The organism is Mesorhizobium sp. M1227, assembly GCF_040318315.1.
Lineage (GTDB): Bacteria > Pseudomonadota > Alphaproteobacteria > Rhizobiales > Rhizobiaceae > Mesorhizobium.
In genome coordinates, this window is record NZ_JAMYLZ010000014.1 from 16,007 (window position 1) to 33,898 (window position 17,892).

A 17,892-nucleotide genomic window follows, 5' to 3' on the forward strand; every position below is an offset into this window, starting at 1 on the left:
CGCGATGGCTACTGGGCTTCGGCTTGCAGCCGCGTGCCCTGCCGGCAGGGCAGCGACGGCAACGGGAAACGCGAGCAAATGAACCCGGTCGCAAGAACGGTTCTGCAGCGCCTTGGCCTCGGCCTGGTCACGCTGTTCATCGTCTCCATCATTATCTTCTCTGCGATTGCAATGCTGCCGGGCGACTTCGCCAAGGCGATGCTCGGACAATCCGCGACACCCGAAACGGTCGCCGCCTTCCAGCGAGAAATTGGCATCGACCGTCCGCCTGTCGAGCGTTATTTCGTCTGGGTCGGGCAGATGCTCCACGGGGATTTCGGCTCTTCGTTCGCGAGCCGCACCGGATATCGGCGCACCGTCGCCGAGATCATCGCGCCGCGCCTTTACAATACGATGTTCCTCGCATCGATGACCGCGCTGATCGCAGTTCCGCTCGCCCTGGGACTGGGCATCCTCGCTGCGCTCCACCGCAATGGCTGGTTCGACCGGCTGGTGAACGCAGTGACGCTGACAACCATTTCGTTCCCGGAGTTCTTCGTCGCCTATATGCTTGCCTACCTGGTCATCTCGCGCGACACATTCATCGGCTCCGAGTTCGCACAATCCCTGCCGCATTGGCTTGCAGTGTCAGTGAACTGGATACTTAACGCAGTTCCCAAGTTCCCGACATTGTCGAACGTGAACGACCAGACGCCGTTCTGGGATCAGGTCTGGAGAGTAGCCTTGCCGGCGACCACGCTTACGCTCGTCATCGTCGCACACATGATGCGCATGACACGAGCGGCGATCATCAACATGCTTGCAAGCCCCTATATCGACATGGCGCGTCTCAAGGGAGTCTCGCCGATGGCCATCGTACTCAGGCATGCCTTGCCCAACGCATGGGCTCCGATCGTCACGGTGGTGGCCTTCAATCTTGCTTATCTCGTGGTCGGAGTGGTCGTCGTCGAAGTGGTGTTCGTCTATCCCGGCATCGGTCAGCTGATGGTCGACGCGGTCAAATCAAGGGATGTTCCGGTTGTCCAAGCTTGCGCCTTGATTTTCGCGGCAACCTATATCCTCCTTAATCTGACCGCTGACATCATTTCCATCGCCACCAATCCCAGGCTCTTGCATCCACGATGACCAGCTACGAACCAATCGCGCAGGTTCACAGGCTGAGGCGCTCGCGCGCCACCCGGGCCAAAACGGCGCTGAAGAAGGCACCCTTCAGTGCCTGGTTCGGCATCCTCGTGATCATTGGCTATGTCGTCGTTGCGGTCTTCACGCACTGGATCGCCCCATACGGCGAAACACAGGTCTTCAGCGAGGCCTTCGCACCGTGGAACCAGCAGTTCAAATTGGGTACCGACCAACTCGGCCGCGATATGCTCACACGCTTGATTTACGGTGCGCGCAACACCATCGTTATAGCCGTCGCGACTACATTGCTGTCCTTCGCAGTCGGCGTCTCGCTAGGCCTTCTTGCCGCGTTGTATAGAGGATGGCTCGACCAGATACTGTCGCGTGCGGTGGACGTCTTGATGTCGATCCCAAGCCTTATCTTCGCCCTGGTGCTGCTTTCGATCTTCGGCTCGTCGATCACAAGCCTGATAGTCATCATTGCGCTGCTCGATTCTACCCGTGTCTTTCGGCTCGCACGCGCCGTCGGGCTTAACGTGGCGGTAATGGACTATGTCGAAGTGGCGCGATTGCGCGGCGAAGGCCCGAAATGGATCATCGCCAAGGAAATCCTTCCCAACGTGATGCCGCCGCTGGTCGCGGAGTTCGGCTTGCGATTTTGCTTCGTATTCCTCACGATCGCGGCACTGTCCTTCCTGGGGGTCGGTATTCAGCCACCGACCGCCGATTGGGGATCGATGGTGCGCGAGAATGCGACCCTGATCACCTACGGCGATGTCACGCCGCTGCTGCCGGCCGGCGCGATTGCCCTCCTCACGGTCTCTGTGAATTTCGTCGTGGACTGGTTCCTGCATGCAACAAGCGGGTTGCGGGATGAAAAATAGCGCTCCCGGATTGCGCGAAAAAGGCAAGGATCTGCTTCAGATCCGCAATCTGCATGTGGAGGGTTTCTCGGACGAGCGGTGGTATCCCATTGTCCGCGGGGTCGATCTGGCGCTGAAGCGGGGGGACGTTCTTGGCCTGATCGGCGAGTCAGGCGCCGGCAAATCCACCATTGGCCTCGCGGCGATGGGTTACGCCAAGCCGGGCTGCCGTATTACACAGGGCTCGATCCTGTTCGACGGGATCAATCTTCTGGCACTAAGCGAAACAGGGCGGCGTCGCCTCAGAGGCTCCCGTATCGCCTATGTCGCGCAAAGCGCGGCGGCCTCTTTCAATCCGGCCCACCGACTCCTCGATCAGACTGTCGAAACCGTGGTGGCGCATGGGATTGCCAGCCGAGAGAAAGCGAACCGGAGTGCGGTCGATCTTTATCGGCGTCTTCAGCTTCCAGATCCGGAGACCATTGGCTTTCGCTATCCTCACCAGGTTTCCGGCGGACAATTGCAACGGGCGATGACCGCGATGGCGATGGCTTGCCGTCCGGACCTCATCGTCTTCGACGAGCCAACGACGGCGCTCGATGTGACAACGCAGGTCGAAGTTCTCGCCTCCATTCGCAACATCGTGGAGGAGTTCAACACCGCTGCAATCTATGTGACGCATGATCTGGCGGTGGTGGCGCAAATGGCGGACCGCATCATGGTTTTGCGCCATGGACTAACCGTGGAGGAGGCAGAAACGCGCCAGATGCTCGCCTCGCCCACCCAGGAATATACCAAGACGCTCTGGGCCGTGCGCAAGCTCGCCAAGCCCGAAGTTCCGGCCGATGAATATTTGCTTACGATAGACAACGTCACCGCGGCCTACGGCCGGGCGGTTAAGGTGCTCCAGGATGTCTCCATCAAAGTTCCACGCGGAAGAACAGTGGCTGTGGTCGGCGAGTCCGGTTCCGGCAAATCGACGCTCGCTCGCGTCGTTACCGGCCTGCTGCCCCCGCTTTCGGGGTCGATTTCCTTTGCCGGCCAGGCCCTTTCCAAGACCGTGAAGTTGCGCCCAAAAGAGATCCTGCGACGCATACAGATGATTTATCAAATGCCCGACAACGCCCTAAATCCGCGCCAGACAGTCGAAGAAGTTATAGCTCGTCCGCTTGAATTCTACCTTGGCCTCAAGGGTGCACAACGGGATCGGCGGATCGGCGAACTCATGCACATGGTCGAGATGAGCGAAACTTACCTGGATCGTCTGCCGGCCGAACTGTCGGGAGGCCAGAAGCAGCGCGTTTGCATCGCCCGGGCGTTGGCCGCCGATCCGGAGCTGATAATCTGCGACGAAATCACGTCCGCGCTCGACCAGATTGTGCAAGAGGAAATCCTGAAGCTCTTGATCCGGCTTCAGCGCGAGCTCGGCATGACCTACATTTTCATCACCCATGACATTGCCACCGTGCGGGCGATCGCCGACGAAATTGTGGTCATGCACCAGGGTAAAGTCGTTGAGCAGGGATTAAAGAGCGAAATTCTCACGCCGCCGCATGCCCCCTATACCGAACGGCTTCTGTCCTCCGTGCCGGAAATGGATCCGGATTGGCTCACAAGGCTGCTCGCCAGCCGGACGATATGATCGTCGGGCAGAGTGTTCTTCCATATCGCCACGGTTTACGGTCTCGCGGAAGGCGCTCGGCGAGACCGCGCTCGGTCGCAAACGGACAGCGCGCGTCGCCCCGTCCATACGAGGATAGGCGCCCTTTGCCGTCACTCGGTTTTCTGAGAGCATGATGGAGTACGCGCAATCCGGGAGCCGATACTCTATGCCAGCAGAAATCGATGCTAGCGTAGCGCGCCGGTGGTTTGCCGAAGACCTGCGTGTCGCATCACCTGTCTTGCACAATCCTGCGGTCATCGAGGCCTTTGCAAGGGTTCCGCGCGAACACTACCTTGGCGACGGGCCATGGCGTATCCATTCGAGACTGCAAATCGGGGCGGTCCATACCAGCCCTTCAGCCGCGCTTCATGAGATCTACCACGACGTTCTGGTCTTGCTTGACGAAAAACGCGGACTGAACAGCGGCTTGCCGTCGCTTTGGGCATTGGTTTTCGACCATCTGAACATCACTCCCGGCCAGACCGTCCTTCAGGTGGGCGCCGGTGTCGGCTATTTCACCGCCATCCTCGCTGAACTGACGGGTTCTGAAGGACGCGTGATTGCATATGAGATCGACGAACAACTAGCTCGTCGCGCGCAAGGCAATCTTGCTCAATATGCGCATGTCGAAGCGACGTGCGGTGATGCAACGCAGGCAATTGATCTGCCAGACCTCGATGTCGTGATCGCCTTTGCCGGAGTGACGCACGTGCCGGAACGGTGGCTTTCAAATTTGTCCGACGCTGGCCGGATGGCATTGCCGTTCACGGGTGAAGACCGACGAGGTTTCATGATGCTTCTGGAAAGGGCTGGCGATACGTTTCCCGTACGATCACTTGTGCCATGCGGATTTTACCCCTGCAGCGGAGCCAGGCGCAGTGACGAAGAAAAGGCCTTGATGGTCGCCCTCAAGGCTGCGCGAGGCAAGGTCACCCGTCTCGCGCAATATCACCGAGGGCGACCGAAAAATGGCATCGAGAACGCTTGGTTGGTGACCGACACATACTGGATTTCGAAAGCCTAGATGTCGATCTTGCGTGTCACCGTCATAGCGTGCGGCACGGCTTTCCACGAGCGATTTATGCCGGCGGGAGCAGTCCGAAACATCATTATTGCGTCCGAAATTTCCCCGATCCGCGCGTGGGGATTGCAGCCGCGGTCCTGGCAGGCTGCAGCACAGCCTTCTTCTTATGCGAACTATCCTGCGCAGCACGATCCGCCGTCGAGACGTCTCCGACCAGCGCCGCAAGTTCAGTCTCATCGAGCGTCTCGGTCTCGAGCAGCCTGCGTGCCGCCCTTTCCAGCACGTCGCGCCGGGAGGTGAGCAGGCTGACGCTTCGTTCGAACGCGGCCTCCACAATGTCGCGCACTTCTGCGTCGATGGCATCGGCGGCGGCTTCGCCGTAATCGTGCTCGCGCGGTCCGCCGGCGAGCGGGTTGGGGCTCAGGAAGGAGCGTGGGTCCTTTTCCAGCGCCACGTGCCCGAGTTTTGCCGACATGCCGTAACGCGTCACCATGGCACGCGCTATGTCGGTTATCTTGGCGAGATCATCGGCGGCTCCGGTGGACAGATGGCCGAATACGATCCATTCGGCCGCCCTGCCGCCGAGCAGCACTGCCATCTTGTTGTCCAGCTCCTCGCGTGTCATCAGGAAGCGATCCTCGGTCGGACGCTGGATAGTGTAGCCGAGCGCGCCGACGCCGCGTGGTATGATCGACACCTTGTGCACCGGGTCGACGCCAGGCAGCGCCATGGCTACCAGCGCATGACCCATTTCATGGTAGGCGACGATCTCGCGCTCCTTCGGGTTCAGGAGCCGGTTGCGTTTCTCCAGTCCCGCGACGATGCGCTCCACCGCATCGTTGAAATCTCCCATCATTACCGCATCCGCCTTGCGGCGCGTGGCGAGCAACGTCGCCTCGTTCACGAGATTGGCCAGGTCAGCACCGGTGAAACCGGGCGTCAGCGCCGCCACTTTTTCCGCGTCGACATCCGTCGCCAGCTTGGCCTTGCTCATGTGAACCTGCAGGATCTTGATGCGACCCTGCTTGTCGGGCCGGTCGACCAATACCTGGCGGTCGAAACGGCCGGCGCGCAGAAGTGCCGGATCAAGGATCTCAGGACGGTTCGTCGCGGCCAGCAGCACGACGCCGATCTGTGGATCGAAACCGTCGAGTTCGACCAGAAGCTGGTTGAGCGTCTGCTCCTTTTCGTCGTGGCCGCCGACCATGGTCCCGCGGGCGCGGCCAAGAGCGTCGAGCTCGTCGATGAATATGATTGCGGGAGCCTTGGACCGCGCCTGCTCGAAAAGATCGCGCACGCGCGCGGCCCCGACCCCCACGAACATCTCGACGAACTCCGAACCGGAGATCGAGAAGAACGGGACCTTGGCTTCGCCGGCGACGGCCTTGGCGAGCAGAGTCTTGCCCGTGCCCGGCGGTCCGACCAGCAGCACGCCTTTGGGCATGCGGCCTCCGAGGCGGCCGTATTCGCCCGGGTTCTTGAGAAAATCCACAATCTCCTGCAGCTCGGCCTTGGCTTCATCGACCCCCGCCACATCGTCGAACGTCACGCCGGTATTGGCTTCGACATAGACCCTGGCCTTGCTCCTGCCAATTTGCATCAAACCTCCGACGCCGCCGTCCATGCGTCTTAGAAGCAGCATCCACAGGCCAAAGAAGACGAGCACCGGCACAACCCAGGAAAGCAGGTCGCTCAGGAAGGTGCTTTCGACCTGGCCGGTCACAGTGACACCGTGCTCCTGCAGGTCACGGGCGAGGTTCGGCTCGACGCGTGTGGTGATGAATAGCGGCCTGCCGTCTTGCGGCTCCTTGAATCGGCCCTGGATGAAGCGGTCCGAAACCTGCACCTCGGCGATTTTGCCGGCGTTCAGCAAGGTCTCGAACTGGCTGTACGGTATCTCGGCGACGTGCTGCGTCGTGGCATAGATATACTGGACGACCATCACGCCCACGAACGCCGCGACCCAGTACCAGATATTGAACCGCGTCTTTCTGTTGCTCATGTCCATGGCGGCCTCCACAGGGAACCGGATATAGGTCGCCAAGCCCGCGCGGCATCGGTGCAGGCCAGGTACGGCGCAAAAAAGTGGGAGGCCCCAGACCGGCCGGCGACGATAGTGGGTCAGTCATTGTCCTTTCCTGTGCGGCATGCCCGGCATGCCGTTTTCCTCCGCCGGATAGCCCCTTCAAAACGTCGTTGAAATGATGGCTGACGGCCGCATTGCACTCGCAGGCAAGCGCCTGCGACCGGTGGCGGTTGCTGCTCTGCAGCAACGCCAGGCAGTTCCAGACAACATCTGCGCCGGCATGCGGCCGCTTTTCCGCATCGCAAGGATCCAACACTCAGGCGAGAGCCGGACCTATGGAACCCTACATGAATGGACGCGGAGAGAACGCGCCAGTCCTCGCCCGCCGGCGAGTTCCTCGCCGGCGGGCGGATGCCTCGGATGCAGAGAGTGGCCGCGTTCAACTCAAAGTCGATCGACGGATGCTGTAAAACCGGTGACCGCGATACCTTCGATTTCACGACCGCGACCGGCGCCGGGAAGCTTCTCCAATTGATCCAATTGGCGCAACGCGTCCATGATGGCATCGAAGCTGACTGGTTCGGTTGCTCCCGGCGGCATGCGCAGCGCCGGCACCGATTCCACTGCACAGGCATCCGATGCCCATGACGAAAGGATTGCACGCTTCTCCTGGAAGTCCAGCGTCACGTCGGTCAGCACGTTCTCAGGTCGCTCGAAATGCCGTGCCGGATGGAGCAACCGGTCAAGAAAGACATCAGGGCCCTCTGGCCCGATTGGGGGAAAACTCGTCGAAATGGCTCCTTCCATCGATAGTCCTCCGCTTTGAATAGTCTCCTCTGTTGACGTCGTCTGTGGTGGCTCTCGCGATTTCCACCAGCTGAAAATTTTGGAGAGTTTCGACCAAATTTCAATGGCTCCGCAACGCCACATCCTCGCAGTTCCGCCCGCCATCAACATTTTTTCGAACCGGTGAAACAATCGGCGTGAATGTCAGTTCTTGCGCCTGGGACAAGTCGCGCGGCAGCGCCAGGGCGGTCGGGCAGGAGAACCAATCATTTCTTACATTTCCAGGAAGCGACTGTGCATTGGCTTGGTCGCAGGAATTTTGATGCTCTCGGCTGGCGGCTTTGCTCCGGTTTCAGCACAGGAAATCCCGAACGACTTCGGCGCAATCCTGCGTCAGAAGCTGCCGGCCGTGGTCGCGAGCCCGGGCAAGATTACCGGTTTCGCGCTCTATTATCGAGGCCGACCAGCAAATGGCCGCGAGAATGCCTGGCTGATGAGGGACACATGCTGGAACTCGAAAGCCTGGCGATCGATATCAATCTCGCGTGTCGCCGCCGTAGGGCGTGGCACGCATTGAAGGGCGTTCCACGAAGGAGCTATACCATTGTGCCAGTCGTGGCCTTCCCTGCAGGAAGTCGGGCAGTCCGCGGAATTCCAGCCAGCTTAGACAAGTGGCGAGCGCGATGTGGCCGACATGGAGCGGCGCGTCGAATTCGACCTCGCTTTCCACGAAGTCATAGGATTCGATAAGCTTCATCGTCATGCCTGCACCCAAGGCGGGATAACGCAGATGTTCAGGGCGGCGCTCGTTTTCCCAGCGGATGGAAATGCCTGCGTCGCACATGCCGCCGGCAAGCGCCTGGAGGCGCAGGGCGGACCATTTGGCCCGCCCTGTTTCGGGGATGAGCCGACGACTGCTTTCAAGGTTGTCGAGATAGTCGCAGATTACGCCCGAATCGAAGAGAGCATAGCCGTCGTCGACAACGAGAACGGGCACCTTGCCAAGCGGATTGATCGCAAACACATCATCGTTGCGATTGATGGGGCTCGTCTCCTGATGAATGACGCGCAGACGTCCGGCAAGCCCAGTCTCGTGGGCAAAGACCAGAACCTTACGCGCGTAGGGAGAGTGGGTCTGGTAGATGAGTTTCATGGACCCATTCTGCGTTGGGTCTGGAATGCGGACATATCGAGCAGTACGTGGCCCAGCCGCTCTTCCGTTCAATGATCCCGGGTCCGGTGCCATCGTCCTGCGTCCTTCTCCAGTTCGGCCTCGGTCACGATGATCAGCGCCCGGCTCGATTCGTCGAGCGCAAGCTCCTGCGACAGGCCGTAAGCCGCGACGGCGGTGGCGAGGCCGGCGAGGCCTGCGGCACCCGACGGGGTTGTGTCTGGACCGTTTGCCTCACGAAGCCGGCTCTTCGCGTCGGCAAGCGCCGCTTCGGACACGGTTATGACCCGAGCGTTGCCTTGGCGCAGTACGTCGAGCGCCGATGCCGCTGCTTCGCCACAGGCGAGCATGTCTGCCGACGTCTTGAGATCGCCGGATATCCGAACTGAGCGTGCTTGCGACAGCGCGGCCGCGACGCAGGCTGCGGCCTCTGGTTCTACCACGACGATCATGGCCGGAGGCATCAGCCAGTCCTTCAGCCCAGTCGTCAGGGCGGCGGCAAGTCCACCGACACCGGCCTGCACGAAAAGGTGGGTTGGCCTCAGATGGCCAATCTCCTCGACTTGGCGACGGATTTCCGCGGCAATCACGGCATAGCCAGCGATGACATCAGCGACCGCTGGATCATCCGGGTCGCTCGAGGTATCGGCCACCAGAATGCCTTCCCCGGCGCGGGCTGCCGCAGAGGCCCGATCGACGGCATCGTCATAGGTGCCGTCGACCCACACGATTTCGGCGCCTTGGGACTCGATACGCCGCACCCGGCCCGCAGGGACGCCCGTATGGAGGTATATCCTTGCCCTCCCGCCGGCAAACTTCGCCGCCGCGGCGACGGCAAGTCCGTGATTGCCGGCGCTGGCCGTGATTAGCGCCGGCAGCGGCGTCTGGGCCCGCTCTGGATCGAGCAGTTCATCGATATCCATCCCGGTAGCGCGAGCGAGAGCGCACAGACCGGCATAGGTGCCGCCGAGGGACTTGAAGCTGCCCAGGGCACGGTGGCCCTCGTTCTTGGCAAGCACCTGGGTCACATCCAGGCTCGCAGCCAGGCTTGGCAGGTCGAGCAGCGGTGTCGGTGCATAAAACGGCGACAGGCGCTGTAACAGCGCCGCAATGAGATCAGGGCCAAGGCCCGGCTGTGTGTCTGTGGTCATGAGGCGAAATTCTATTCCCGAAACGATGGCGCTTGGCGCCTATTATCGTTGCCCAGCTGCCTGATTTCGTCATAGATGCCTGTCCAAATGACGAAAACCGCTGCCCTCGATCGCTTCGACCATGTGCTGCTGTCGCTGGTTCAGCGCGACAACCAGATCCCGGCGCGGCGTCTCGCCGAGCAGGTCGGGCTTTCCCAGAGTGCGGTCCTGCGCCGCCTGCGCCGGCTGCGGAAGGATGGCGTGATCGCGGCGGATATTGCCGTCATTCGTCCGGCGGCCGTGGGCCTGCCGCTAACCATCCATGTGCTCGTTTCGCTGGAACGGGAGAGCGCTGTCGAGTTGGACGCCTTCATCGGCAAGCTCCGCGGGCGCTCGGAGGTTCGTCAGGCCTGGTATGTCACCGGTGAAGCCGATTTCGTGCTCCTCCTGCAATTGCCGGGGATGGAGGCGTACGATGTCTTCGCGCGGGAAGTCTTCCACGCCAATTCGAACGTGAGGGCGTTCCGCACCATCGTGACAATGCGGGAAGTGGTTGGCGCAGCGGATGCGCGGCCGCTATCCACTGCCTGAGTTGCGGCGTGCCCCCGGCAAGCTGACTGCCCTGCTTGACCCGGAATTCTAGTCAAGGGCGCGAACCCGATTGAAGTTCGCTACACGCATCCCGTATCTACTCACCCGCCGCACCGAGCTAATCGCTGCCGCCAAGATGCTTCGCGAATGTCTGCCCCTGGCGCAAATTACTTCCACTCGTGCGTAGAAGAATATCCATGTATGAAACGGGGGGTGCAGCTCGCTCCCGTATACTGATCGTCCAACGGCGGCATGAATTTCGGAAGGGATATGAGAGCCAACACTTCAGGATCTCCCGGCGATGAGGCGCACTCTACCCGCAGCAGAATCAAAGAGGTCGCGGCCGAGTTCTATGTCCTGCGCGGCCACGATGGTTTCAGCTTCGGCGATATAGCGACGGCAATCGGCACGACGCGCGCCAACATCCATCATCACTTCGGCAACAAGCGTCAGCTGATGGAGGAATTGATCGCGGACTTCGCCGCCAACGCCGAGGCCCGCATCAAGCGCTTCTGGACGACCCCCGATATCCGGTTCTTCGACCGTCTCGATATGCAGCTCGAGGATCTGCGCCGCTTCTACGAACGTTTCAACGCTGAGAAGGGAGCCCGCAATATGTGGAGCCCGCTTTCGCGCCTTCGCCACGACCTCCCGGTTCTCGGCGAACCAGCGGAACGTGCCTTGGAGCGCGTCAACCGGGTCTATGATCAGAGCCTGCGTCATGCGGTGGACCAGGCGGTGAAGGACGGAGAGCTTTCCTCCGACACACTCAGCGACGAGCTCGTGCACATGCTGCGCATTACCCTTCTGTCCTGTCCACCGATGACGCAGGACACCGGAAGCTTCGACGAGGTCGCCAGGACTTTCGCAGCGCTCGCCGCGATCATCCGCGCCGCTTGGCAGGATGCGGGGAAGGGCTCGGATCGAGGCTAGATATCCGGTGGAACAAAGCGAGGGTGAGTTGACAGCCTTTGGCTTTCAAGTTACTTACTTGCAGGTAAGTCAGCCCATGATGGCGACGAGGCGCGTATTAGGGAGGATCACGTGCTGCGCGATGATGCATTCACCCGTTTCGAGGTCAGCCCCTTCACTGGTGCACTCGGTGCGGAAATTCGCGGGATCGATCTGGCGAGCGCGAGCGAGGATGCCTTCCAGGACGTTCGCCGCGCGCTCTACAAATATCATGCGCTCGCCGTGCGCGATCAGGAGCTTGACGCCGCTGGCGTCCACAAGGTCGCCCGCCGGTTCGGACCATTTAGCGGCAATCCGGTGCACACGCCGATCGACGGCTTTGACGATATCGTGCGCTTCGTGCGCGAGCCGGACGACACGGGCAAAGTGATCGGCGAGGACTGGCACATGGACCTCGCCTGGCTACCGAAGCCACCGGGCATTACGATTCTCTACGGTGAGGAGGTGCCGCCGGTTGGCGGCGACACCTGCTTCTCCAGCCTCGAGAAGGCATATGACTCGCTTTCGCCGCGGCTGGTCGAGATCCTGCAAGGCCTGACGGGCGTCCATAGCGGCCGCGGGGTCTTCGCCATCAACGCGGCCCACAGCCGGCTCGGCGTCAAGGCCGATGTCCAGACGATCGAGAATGCCGTCGTCGAGCATCCTGTGATCTGTCGCCACCCCGAGACTGGCCGGCGCTATGTCTTCGTCAGCAGCGTGATGACCAATTTCAAGGGGATGACGGAGGAAGAAAGCAAGCCGATGATCGACTTCCTGATGGCGCGGGCTGTCCGGCCCGAGTTCAACTGCAGGCTGCGTTGGGAACCGAAGACGCTCGGTATGTGGAACAATCCCCATGTCCTGCACACCGCCATCAACGATTATCCTGGATATCGCCGGGTAATGTACAGAACAACGGTGGAGGGCACCGTTCCACTTGCCGCCAGGGACGGCTGACACGCAACCGCTCAGGGAGGAGCAATGGCATTTGGTTCCGAGGCGTCCGTCGGCCATAGGGGGGAAGGGGCGGCGGAAGCGGCTGGCGAGACCATGAGGCGGCGCTTCGCGTTTTCGCCTGCCTACCTCTATGCGACGCCCGTGCACCTCCTGGTGCTTGGGATCATCGTGCTCCCCGCGATCTTCGTCCTGTGGCTGAGTTTCGAAGCCTCGTCATTCGGCCAATCGGCAACCTTCGTTGGCTTCGATAACTATATCCGCGTCCTCACCGATCCCTATTTTTGGGGTTCGGTCTGGAACACGGTCCTCGTCGTCGCCGTGGCGGTTCATATCGAACTGCTGCTCGGCCTTGGCCTGGCCCTGCTTTTCGCCTCCGGGCTTCCCCTCCAGCGCGTCATGCTCGTCGTGGTGCTCGCTCCCTACGCCATCAGCGAGGTGACGGCGGTCGCAATGTGGCGCTTCCTGTTCGATCCAGACGTCGGCCCGATCACGCTGATGCTGCGATACACCGGTCTGCCGACGCTCGACTGGACGTTCATCCCTTCTCACGGCCTCATCCTCGTCGGCCTGCTCACGATCTGGCTGCACCTGCCATTCACATTCATCATCCTCTATGCGGCACGGCTCGCGGTTCCGAAGGAGCTCTATGAGGCTGGGCGCACCGACGGAGCCAATGCGTTCCAGCTCTTCCGCAACATCACGCTGCCGCTTCTGGCGCCAGCGATGCTGATCGCGCTGCTCTTCCGCTACATCTTCGCCTTCCGTCTCTTTTCCGAGGTCTGGCTCCTGACCCAGGGCGGCCCGGCACGCACGACCGAGGTCGTTTCCGTTTATCTTTATCAGGAAGGCTTCCGCTACAACTCGTTCGGCACGGCGGCCGCGACGGCATGGATGATGGTCGTCATCTCGCTGCTGCTTGCGACTGGCTATGTCTGGCGGCTGCGCAAGGAATCCATGGCCAATGCGTTCTAGGCGTCTCGCCATCGGTGCCGGAAAGACGCTCGCCGTTGCGGCAATCGTCGTCTGGTCACTGTTTCCGATCGGCTTCATCGTGCTCTCGTCGTTCAAACCCGGTCGCGAGATTTTCGCGGTTCCACCGGAGCTCTTCTTCGAACCGACCTTCGAGCACTACGCCTCGCTGTGGCAGCGCTGGCCGGCCTTTTTCGACGGGCTCGTCAACAGCCTGATCATCACCACCGGGGCGACGGCGCTTGCCGTCATGGCAAGTCTGCTCGCCGGTTTTGCCTACTCGCGCTATCGAGGCGTCCGTTTCCTGGAGGGATCGGTGATGTTTCTGATCGGATCGCGGCTGATCCCGCCGATCGTCGTAACGCTGCCACTGTTCCCGGTCGTCAATCGGCTCGGGCTCAACGACACCCATCTGGTGCTGATCCTGCTCTACGCGACCTTCTTCGTCTCGCTCGGCACGCTCCTGATGCGCACGTTCATCGACCAGGTACCGCGCGAACTCGACGAGGCGGCCGTCCTCGACGGCGCGCGGCCGCTGACGATCCTTGTGAAGATCATCTTGCCGCTCGTAGCGCCCGGCATGCTCGCCGTCGCCGTCTTCGTGGTCGTCTTCGCGTGGAACGAGTTTCTGTTCGCCTATATCTTCACCGCCAACCACGCCAAGACCGCGCCTCTGGTCCTTTCGGAGATGATCAGTTCGATCGATGGCGTCGACTGGGGCGTCCTCTTTGCTGCCTCTACCGTCCAATTGCTGCCGGTTCTCGTCTTCGTGGTCCTGATGAACCGGTTTCTCGTCGCCGGATTGACCGCCGGCGCGACCAAGGGGTGACGACGTCACCGAGAAAGGGAGGAAGACAATGCCTTTGCACATGACACGCAGAGCCCTGCTGACGACGGCGATGGCCGCCGGCGCGACGGGTGCCTTGGGTCGGTTGGCCCATGCCCAGGTAAAGACGCTGAATGTGCTTTGCCATCGCGTCCACCAAGCCAACCTGACGACCGGCGCCGCCGGCAATGTCATCAAGCCCTGGGAGGACAAGAACAATGCCCAGATATCCTGGACCACGCTTGACAGCAATCCGCTCCAGGACCGGCTGTTCCGAGAGGCGAGCCTGAGCGAGACCGATTTCAACATCGGCTATGTCATCGACAACCGCATGACGTCGCAGATCGCCTCGCTATTCGAGCCGCTAGACGATCTCCGGAAAGCCGAGCCGATCGAGGATTTCGACGATATCGCCGAGGGCCTGCGCCACTCGATGACCGTCGGCGGCAAGCTCGTCGGCGTTCCGGTGCGCCATGCCACGCAGGGGCTTTTCTACAACGAGGAGCTGCTTCAGGAGGCCGGCATTTCGGCGCCACCGAACACGCTGGAGGAGCTGGTCGACCAGGCGAAGAAGCTGACCTTCACCTCCAGGTCCGGCACGCCCGTCGTCGGCATGATCCTTGCGAGCGACCTCGCCGTCTTCCCGGTCATGTTCGCCCGCGCCTTCGGCGGCGATTTCATCGACAAGCAGTTCAAGGTGGTCCCCGATCCGGAGGCGATGGAAAAAGGCCTGTCCGCGCTTGCCGACCTCTTCAAGGCCGGCGCGCTCCCCCGCAGCTATGCCACAACGCGCAACGACGACATGGTGACGTGGATGCAGCAGGGGCGCGCGGCCTTCGCGGTGCTGCCTTTCGCCCGCTACGCGCAGCTCAACAACAAGGAACAGTCGACCGCACCGGGAAAGATCAAGGCGATCGAGTTCCCCGGCTCCAAAACCCTCGGCAGCGGTCACGAAATGCATCCGGTCGTTGAATCCTGGGCGATGGCCATTCCCGCCAATTCGACGGACAAGAAGCTCTCCTGGAGCTACATCCGCTTCGTAGCGAGCAAGGCCGCCACACTCGACATGGCGCGCAACGGCAATGGCCCCGTCCGCACCTCGACCTATGCCGAGCCGTCGTTCGCCGGGTCGCTGCCGCAGGCGAAGGTCGAGGCTGCCGCGCTCGCCAAAGCGCGACCGGCATTTCCGGCTTTTCCCGAAGCCGCTCGCGCTCAGTCGACGTTTCTCGAGGAGGTTCAACTCGCTGTCCTCGGTCGCAAGAGCCCGAAGGAAGCGGTCGCCGCCATTATCGACCGCGTCAAACCGCTGATGCCAGCGTAATCATATGAACCGACGTTCATATCGCCTCGCACATACCGAATGGGAACGCCGGCCGAAATCGCTGCGGCGGTGGCGTTCCTCGCGAGTGATGAAGCTTCGTTCGTCACAGGCCAAACCCTGATCGCCGACGGAGGGCTCTCGATACTGGACTTCACTTCGCTTTCTCTTCTCGACCAGCGCGGTTCGGTGCTGTTCTCAGGCATGGTCGGCGACACTCCGTAGGCAGGTCTGAACCAGGCCGAAGCCGACCGCCGATCTTTCCGATCGAATATCCGATGATCTGGTAGCAGGAGCGCGCTGCCGCCTTTGCCATACTCACCGGAGTACCAGTTTCGGGTTTCGCTGCTGCGGCTGAACGAACGGAGCCTACCCCGGACCTTCGCGCGCCGATTTTCTACTAGCTTCCCGCGAGCGACAACCCACTGGCGCGCTCGCATAACAGGGCAAGCAATTCGCTGCGCCGCGCTTCTGGCGTGTCGACGGGCAACACGAAACAAAGCGTCTTGTTGATGGCTCCGTTGCCGTCGCGGATGGGCGCGGCCATGCACCAAGTGAAGCGGTCGGCCAGAGCGGCGGTCTCGCTGAAACCTTGCTGGCGCGCCAGAGCGACATCGCCGAAGAACTCGGCTGGCGCAATGACACGGCCGTCTGGAAGCGTGTAGTCGCCAGGCGGAATGAAGTCCCGTATTTCCTGCTCGCTCATATGGCCGAGCAGCAGCCTACCGGACGCCGTCCACGGTATCGGCACCTCGACGCCGACATCGCTTGAAATCCGGAACGGGCCAGGCGAGTCCCGGCAATCAAGGACGACATATTTGGTCCCGCGCAGGCCGCACAGTTGGACGGTCTCGCCCGTCTCCGCGCCTAGTCTGTCTAGGGTTTCGATGATGCGCCGGTAATGGGCATTATGATGTGAGTAGGCCCAGCCGAACAGATGCATCGCCTTTCCGAAATAGACATAGCCTTCCGTCCCGACATTTTCGAGCATTTCGGCTTCCAGCAGGCTGTTGACGATTTCATAAGTGGTTGAACGCGGCGCGCCGATCATCTTGGCGATGTCGCCGACGCGCATCGGCGCGCGGTGCCGCAGAAGGGCCTCCAGTAGCATGATGACGCGGTCGATCCCGCGACGCCGTTCGCCATTGCGCGGCTCGGCGCCGGCTTCCGTTTCAATTAGACCAGTGACGCCATCGCTCATGTAGGCCGCACCCGCGCAAAAATCATTCGGCCCTCGTCTCAAGACGCTTGAAAGATGTCAAGGCTCAGTCTAGCATCCCGTTTGTCCGATATACAGGCCTACTGTCTGAAATATCGGACAATAACGAGCCAGGCGCAGAAAGTCCTGACGAGAAAAACGGGCGGTTTCCGATGCGGCAACCGGCGGGTTCTCTCGTCCCGATCCCGCACGTCCAGGCATAACTTCAGAAGGGAACAATCATGACGAAATCATCGTTTTTCGCGTCCGCCAGTGCCCTTTGCCTCGGCCTCCTCCTCAGCCTCGGCGCCGGTTCGCAGGCCAACGCCGCCGCTAAATGCATCAAGGGCGATCGCAAAGCGCCATATACGATCGGCTGGGCCAATATCTATTCAGTGCCGACCTGGATGAAGCAGACACAGGGCACGATCGAAGCCGAAGTCGAGACTTTGAAGAAGCAAGGCTTGGTCGACAAACTCGTCGTGACCGATGCCCAGGGCGACGCCAACGTCCAGATTCAGCAGATCCAGTCGATGATCGATTCCGATGTCGATGCCATCATCTTGATCGCTGGTTCGTCGACCGCGCCGGCGCGCGTGCTGGCGGACGCCTGCGCCAAAGGCATCGCCATCATCAACTTCGACAGCCTCGTCGATACCGACCAGGTGACCGCCAAGGTCAACACCGATTCCTCACAGTGGGGCGATCAGGCGGCCAAGTTCCTGATCGACGCCATCGGCGGCAAGGGCAAGATCCTCATCCTCAATGGCCCAGCCGGCGTTTCGGTCAGCGACGACCGGCGCAAAGGCGCCGATGCCGAGCTTAAGGCCCATCCCGATGTGAAGGTGCTTGCCGAGACGAACACGCCCTACAATGTCGCGCCCGCCCAGGAGGCCGTCACCAGCCTGCTTTTCGCCAACCCCGAAATCGACGGCATCCTGTCGCTGGGCGGCGCGTTGTCGGCGGGCGCCGTGCTCGCGCTCGACAAGCAGGGCCGCGACCAGGTGCCGATCACCGGCGAGAATGCGCGCCAGTTTCTCGAACTGTGGAAGGAAAAGGGCCTGAAGAGCTGGGCGACGATGCAGCCGAACTGGCTCGGCGCCTTCGCCACCTACACCGCCGTCCAGGCACTGGAGGGCGAGGATGTGCCGGCTTTCGTCAAGATCCCGTTGCCGGTGATCGACAATTCCAACATCGACGAATACCTCGCCCGGGCGAAGGATTTCCCGGCTGACGGTTACATCTATTCGCCGTACGATGAGGATCTATTCAAGAAGCTGCTGGCCCAAAAATAAGC

The 17,892-nt window shown here is 61.2% G+C and carries 16 protein-coding genes and 1 pseudogene; 12 read left to right on the forward strand and 5 right to left on the reverse strand.

Annotation, left to right across the window (positions count from 1 at the left end):
- Positions 1–78 precede the first annotated feature (78 nt).
- The 4 genes from NKH28_RS17895 (at position 79) to NKH28_RS17910 (ending at position 4,672) form a co-directional block, all read left to right on the forward strand.
- On the forward strand, positions 79–1,125 hold the full coding sequence (locus NKH28_RS17895; protein ID WP_352503724.1) for an ABC transporter permease: 1,047 nt from the start codon (positions 79–81) through the stop codon (positions 1,123–1,125).
- Positions 1,122–2,006 carry an ABC transporter permease gene (locus tag NKH28_RS17900; RefSeq protein ID WP_352979865.1) on the forward strand — a complete coding sequence of 295 codons (885 nt, stop codon included), beginning with the start codon at positions 1,122–1,124 and terminating at the stop codon, positions 2,004–2,006. The genes NKH28_RS17895 and NKH28_RS17900 overlap by 4 nt, the downstream gene beginning before the upstream one ends.
- Positions 1,996–3,627 carry an ABC transporter ATP-binding protein gene (locus tag NKH28_RS17905; RefSeq protein ID WP_352503726.1) on the forward strand — a complete coding sequence of 544 codons (1,632 nt, stop codon included), beginning with the start codon at positions 1,996–1,998 and terminating at the stop codon, positions 3,625–3,627. The genes NKH28_RS17900 and NKH28_RS17905 overlap by 11 nt, the downstream gene beginning before the upstream one ends.
- Positions 3,628–3,814: 187 nt before the next feature.
- A complete protein-coding gene (locus NKH28_RS17910) occupies positions 3,815–4,672 on the forward strand; it encodes a protein-L-isoaspartate O-methyltransferase family protein (RefSeq protein WP_352979866.1) in 858 nt (285 codons plus the stop codon).
- Between the two features lie 85 nt (positions 4,673–4,757).
- Here the strand turns inward: NKH28_RS17910 and ftsH are convergent, their stop codons facing one another.
- From ftsH to NKH28_RS17930, 4 genes are all read right to left on the reverse strand, one after another.
- A complete protein-coding gene (gene ftsH, locus NKH28_RS17915) occupies positions 4,758–6,680 on the reverse strand; it encodes an ATP-dependent zinc metalloprotease FtsH (protein ID WP_352823078.1) in 1,923 nt (640 codons plus the stop codon).
- A 462-nt stretch (positions 6,681–7,142) separates the two neighbouring features.
- Positions 7,143–7,505 (reverse strand): hypothetical protein, encoded by a 363-nt coding sequence (locus tag NKH28_RS17920; protein ID WP_352770511.1) that lies wholly within the window; start codon positions 7,503–7,505, stop codon positions 7,143–7,145.
- A gap of 514 nt (positions 7,506–8,019) precedes the next feature.
- Positions 8,020–8,637 carry a glutathione S-transferase family protein gene (locus NKH28_RS17925; RefSeq protein ID WP_352470919.1) on the reverse strand — a complete coding sequence of 206 codons (618 nt, stop codon included), beginning with the start codon at positions 8,635–8,637 and terminating at the stop codon, positions 8,020–8,022.
- Positions 8,638–8,705: 68 nt separating this feature from the next.
- Complete coding sequence (locus tag NKH28_RS17930; protein WP_352821528.1) at positions 8,706–9,806, reverse strand: pyridoxal-phosphate dependent enzyme; 1,101 nt, start codon at positions 9,804–9,806, stop codon at positions 8,706–8,708.
- Positions 9,807–9,893: 87 nt separating this feature from the next.
- Here NKH28_RS17930 and NKH28_RS17935 point away from each other — a divergent pair, with 87 nt between their 5' ends.
- From NKH28_RS17935 to NKH28_RS17965, 7 genes and pseudogenes are all read left to right on the forward strand, one after another.
- Complete coding sequence (locus NKH28_RS17935; protein WP_352540712.1) at positions 9,894–10,376, forward strand: Lrp/AsnC family transcriptional regulator; 483 nt, start codon at positions 9,894–9,896, stop codon at positions 10,374–10,376.
- A gap of 270 nt (positions 10,377–10,646) precedes the next feature.
- A complete protein-coding gene (locus NKH28_RS17940) occupies positions 10,647–11,309 on the forward strand; it encodes a TetR/AcrR family transcriptional regulator (protein ID WP_352503732.1) in 663 nt (220 codons plus the stop codon).
- Positions 11,310–11,420: 111 nt separating this feature from the next.
- On the forward strand, positions 11,421–12,284 hold the full coding sequence (locus NKH28_RS17945) for a TauD/TfdA dioxygenase family protein (RefSeq protein ID WP_352503733.1): 864 nt from the start codon (positions 11,421–11,423) through the stop codon (positions 12,282–12,284).
- 24 nt (positions 12,285–12,308) lie between these two features.
- Entirely contained in the window at positions 12,309–13,256 is a 948-nt protein-coding gene (locus NKH28_RS17950) for a carbohydrate ABC transporter permease (RefSeq protein ID WP_352770518.1), read from the forward strand.
- Positions 13,246–14,082, forward strand: a complete 837-nt coding sequence (locus NKH28_RS17955; RefSeq protein WP_352770521.1) for a carbohydrate ABC transporter permease — start codon at positions 13,246–13,248, stop codon at positions 14,080–14,082. Before NKH28_RS17950 ends, NKH28_RS17955 begins: the two co-directional genes overlap by 11 nt.
- A 40-nt stretch (positions 14,083–14,122) precedes the next feature.
- Complete coding sequence (locus tag NKH28_RS17960; RefSeq protein WP_352979869.1) at positions 14,123–15,400, forward strand: ABC transporter substrate-binding protein; 1,278 nt, start codon at positions 14,123–14,125, stop codon at positions 15,398–15,400.
- Between the two features lie 36 nt (positions 15,401–15,436).
- Positions 15,437–15,622: pseudogene (locus NKH28_RS17965) on the forward strand (SDR family oxidoreductase); the annotation flags it as partial.
- Between the two features lie 175 nt (positions 15,623–15,797).
- On the opposite strand, the gene NKH28_RS17970 reads toward NKH28_RS17965, so the two are convergent.
- The gene (locus tag NKH28_RS17970) at positions 15,798–16,598 is read right to left on the reverse strand and encodes an IclR family transcriptional regulator (RefSeq protein WP_352470926.1); all 801 of its coding nucleotides are present in this window, start codon (positions 16,596–16,598) and stop codon (positions 15,798–15,800) included.
- 239 nt (positions 16,599–16,837) lie between these two features.
- Here NKH28_RS17970 and NKH28_RS17975 point away from each other — a divergent pair, with 239 nt between their 5' ends.
- Positions 16,838–17,890, forward strand: coding sequence for an ABC transporter substrate-binding protein (locus tag NKH28_RS17975; RefSeq protein WP_352470927.1), 1,053 nt, complete (start codon positions 16,838–16,840; stop codon positions 17,888–17,890).
- Positions 17,891–17,892 lie beyond the last annotated feature (2 nt).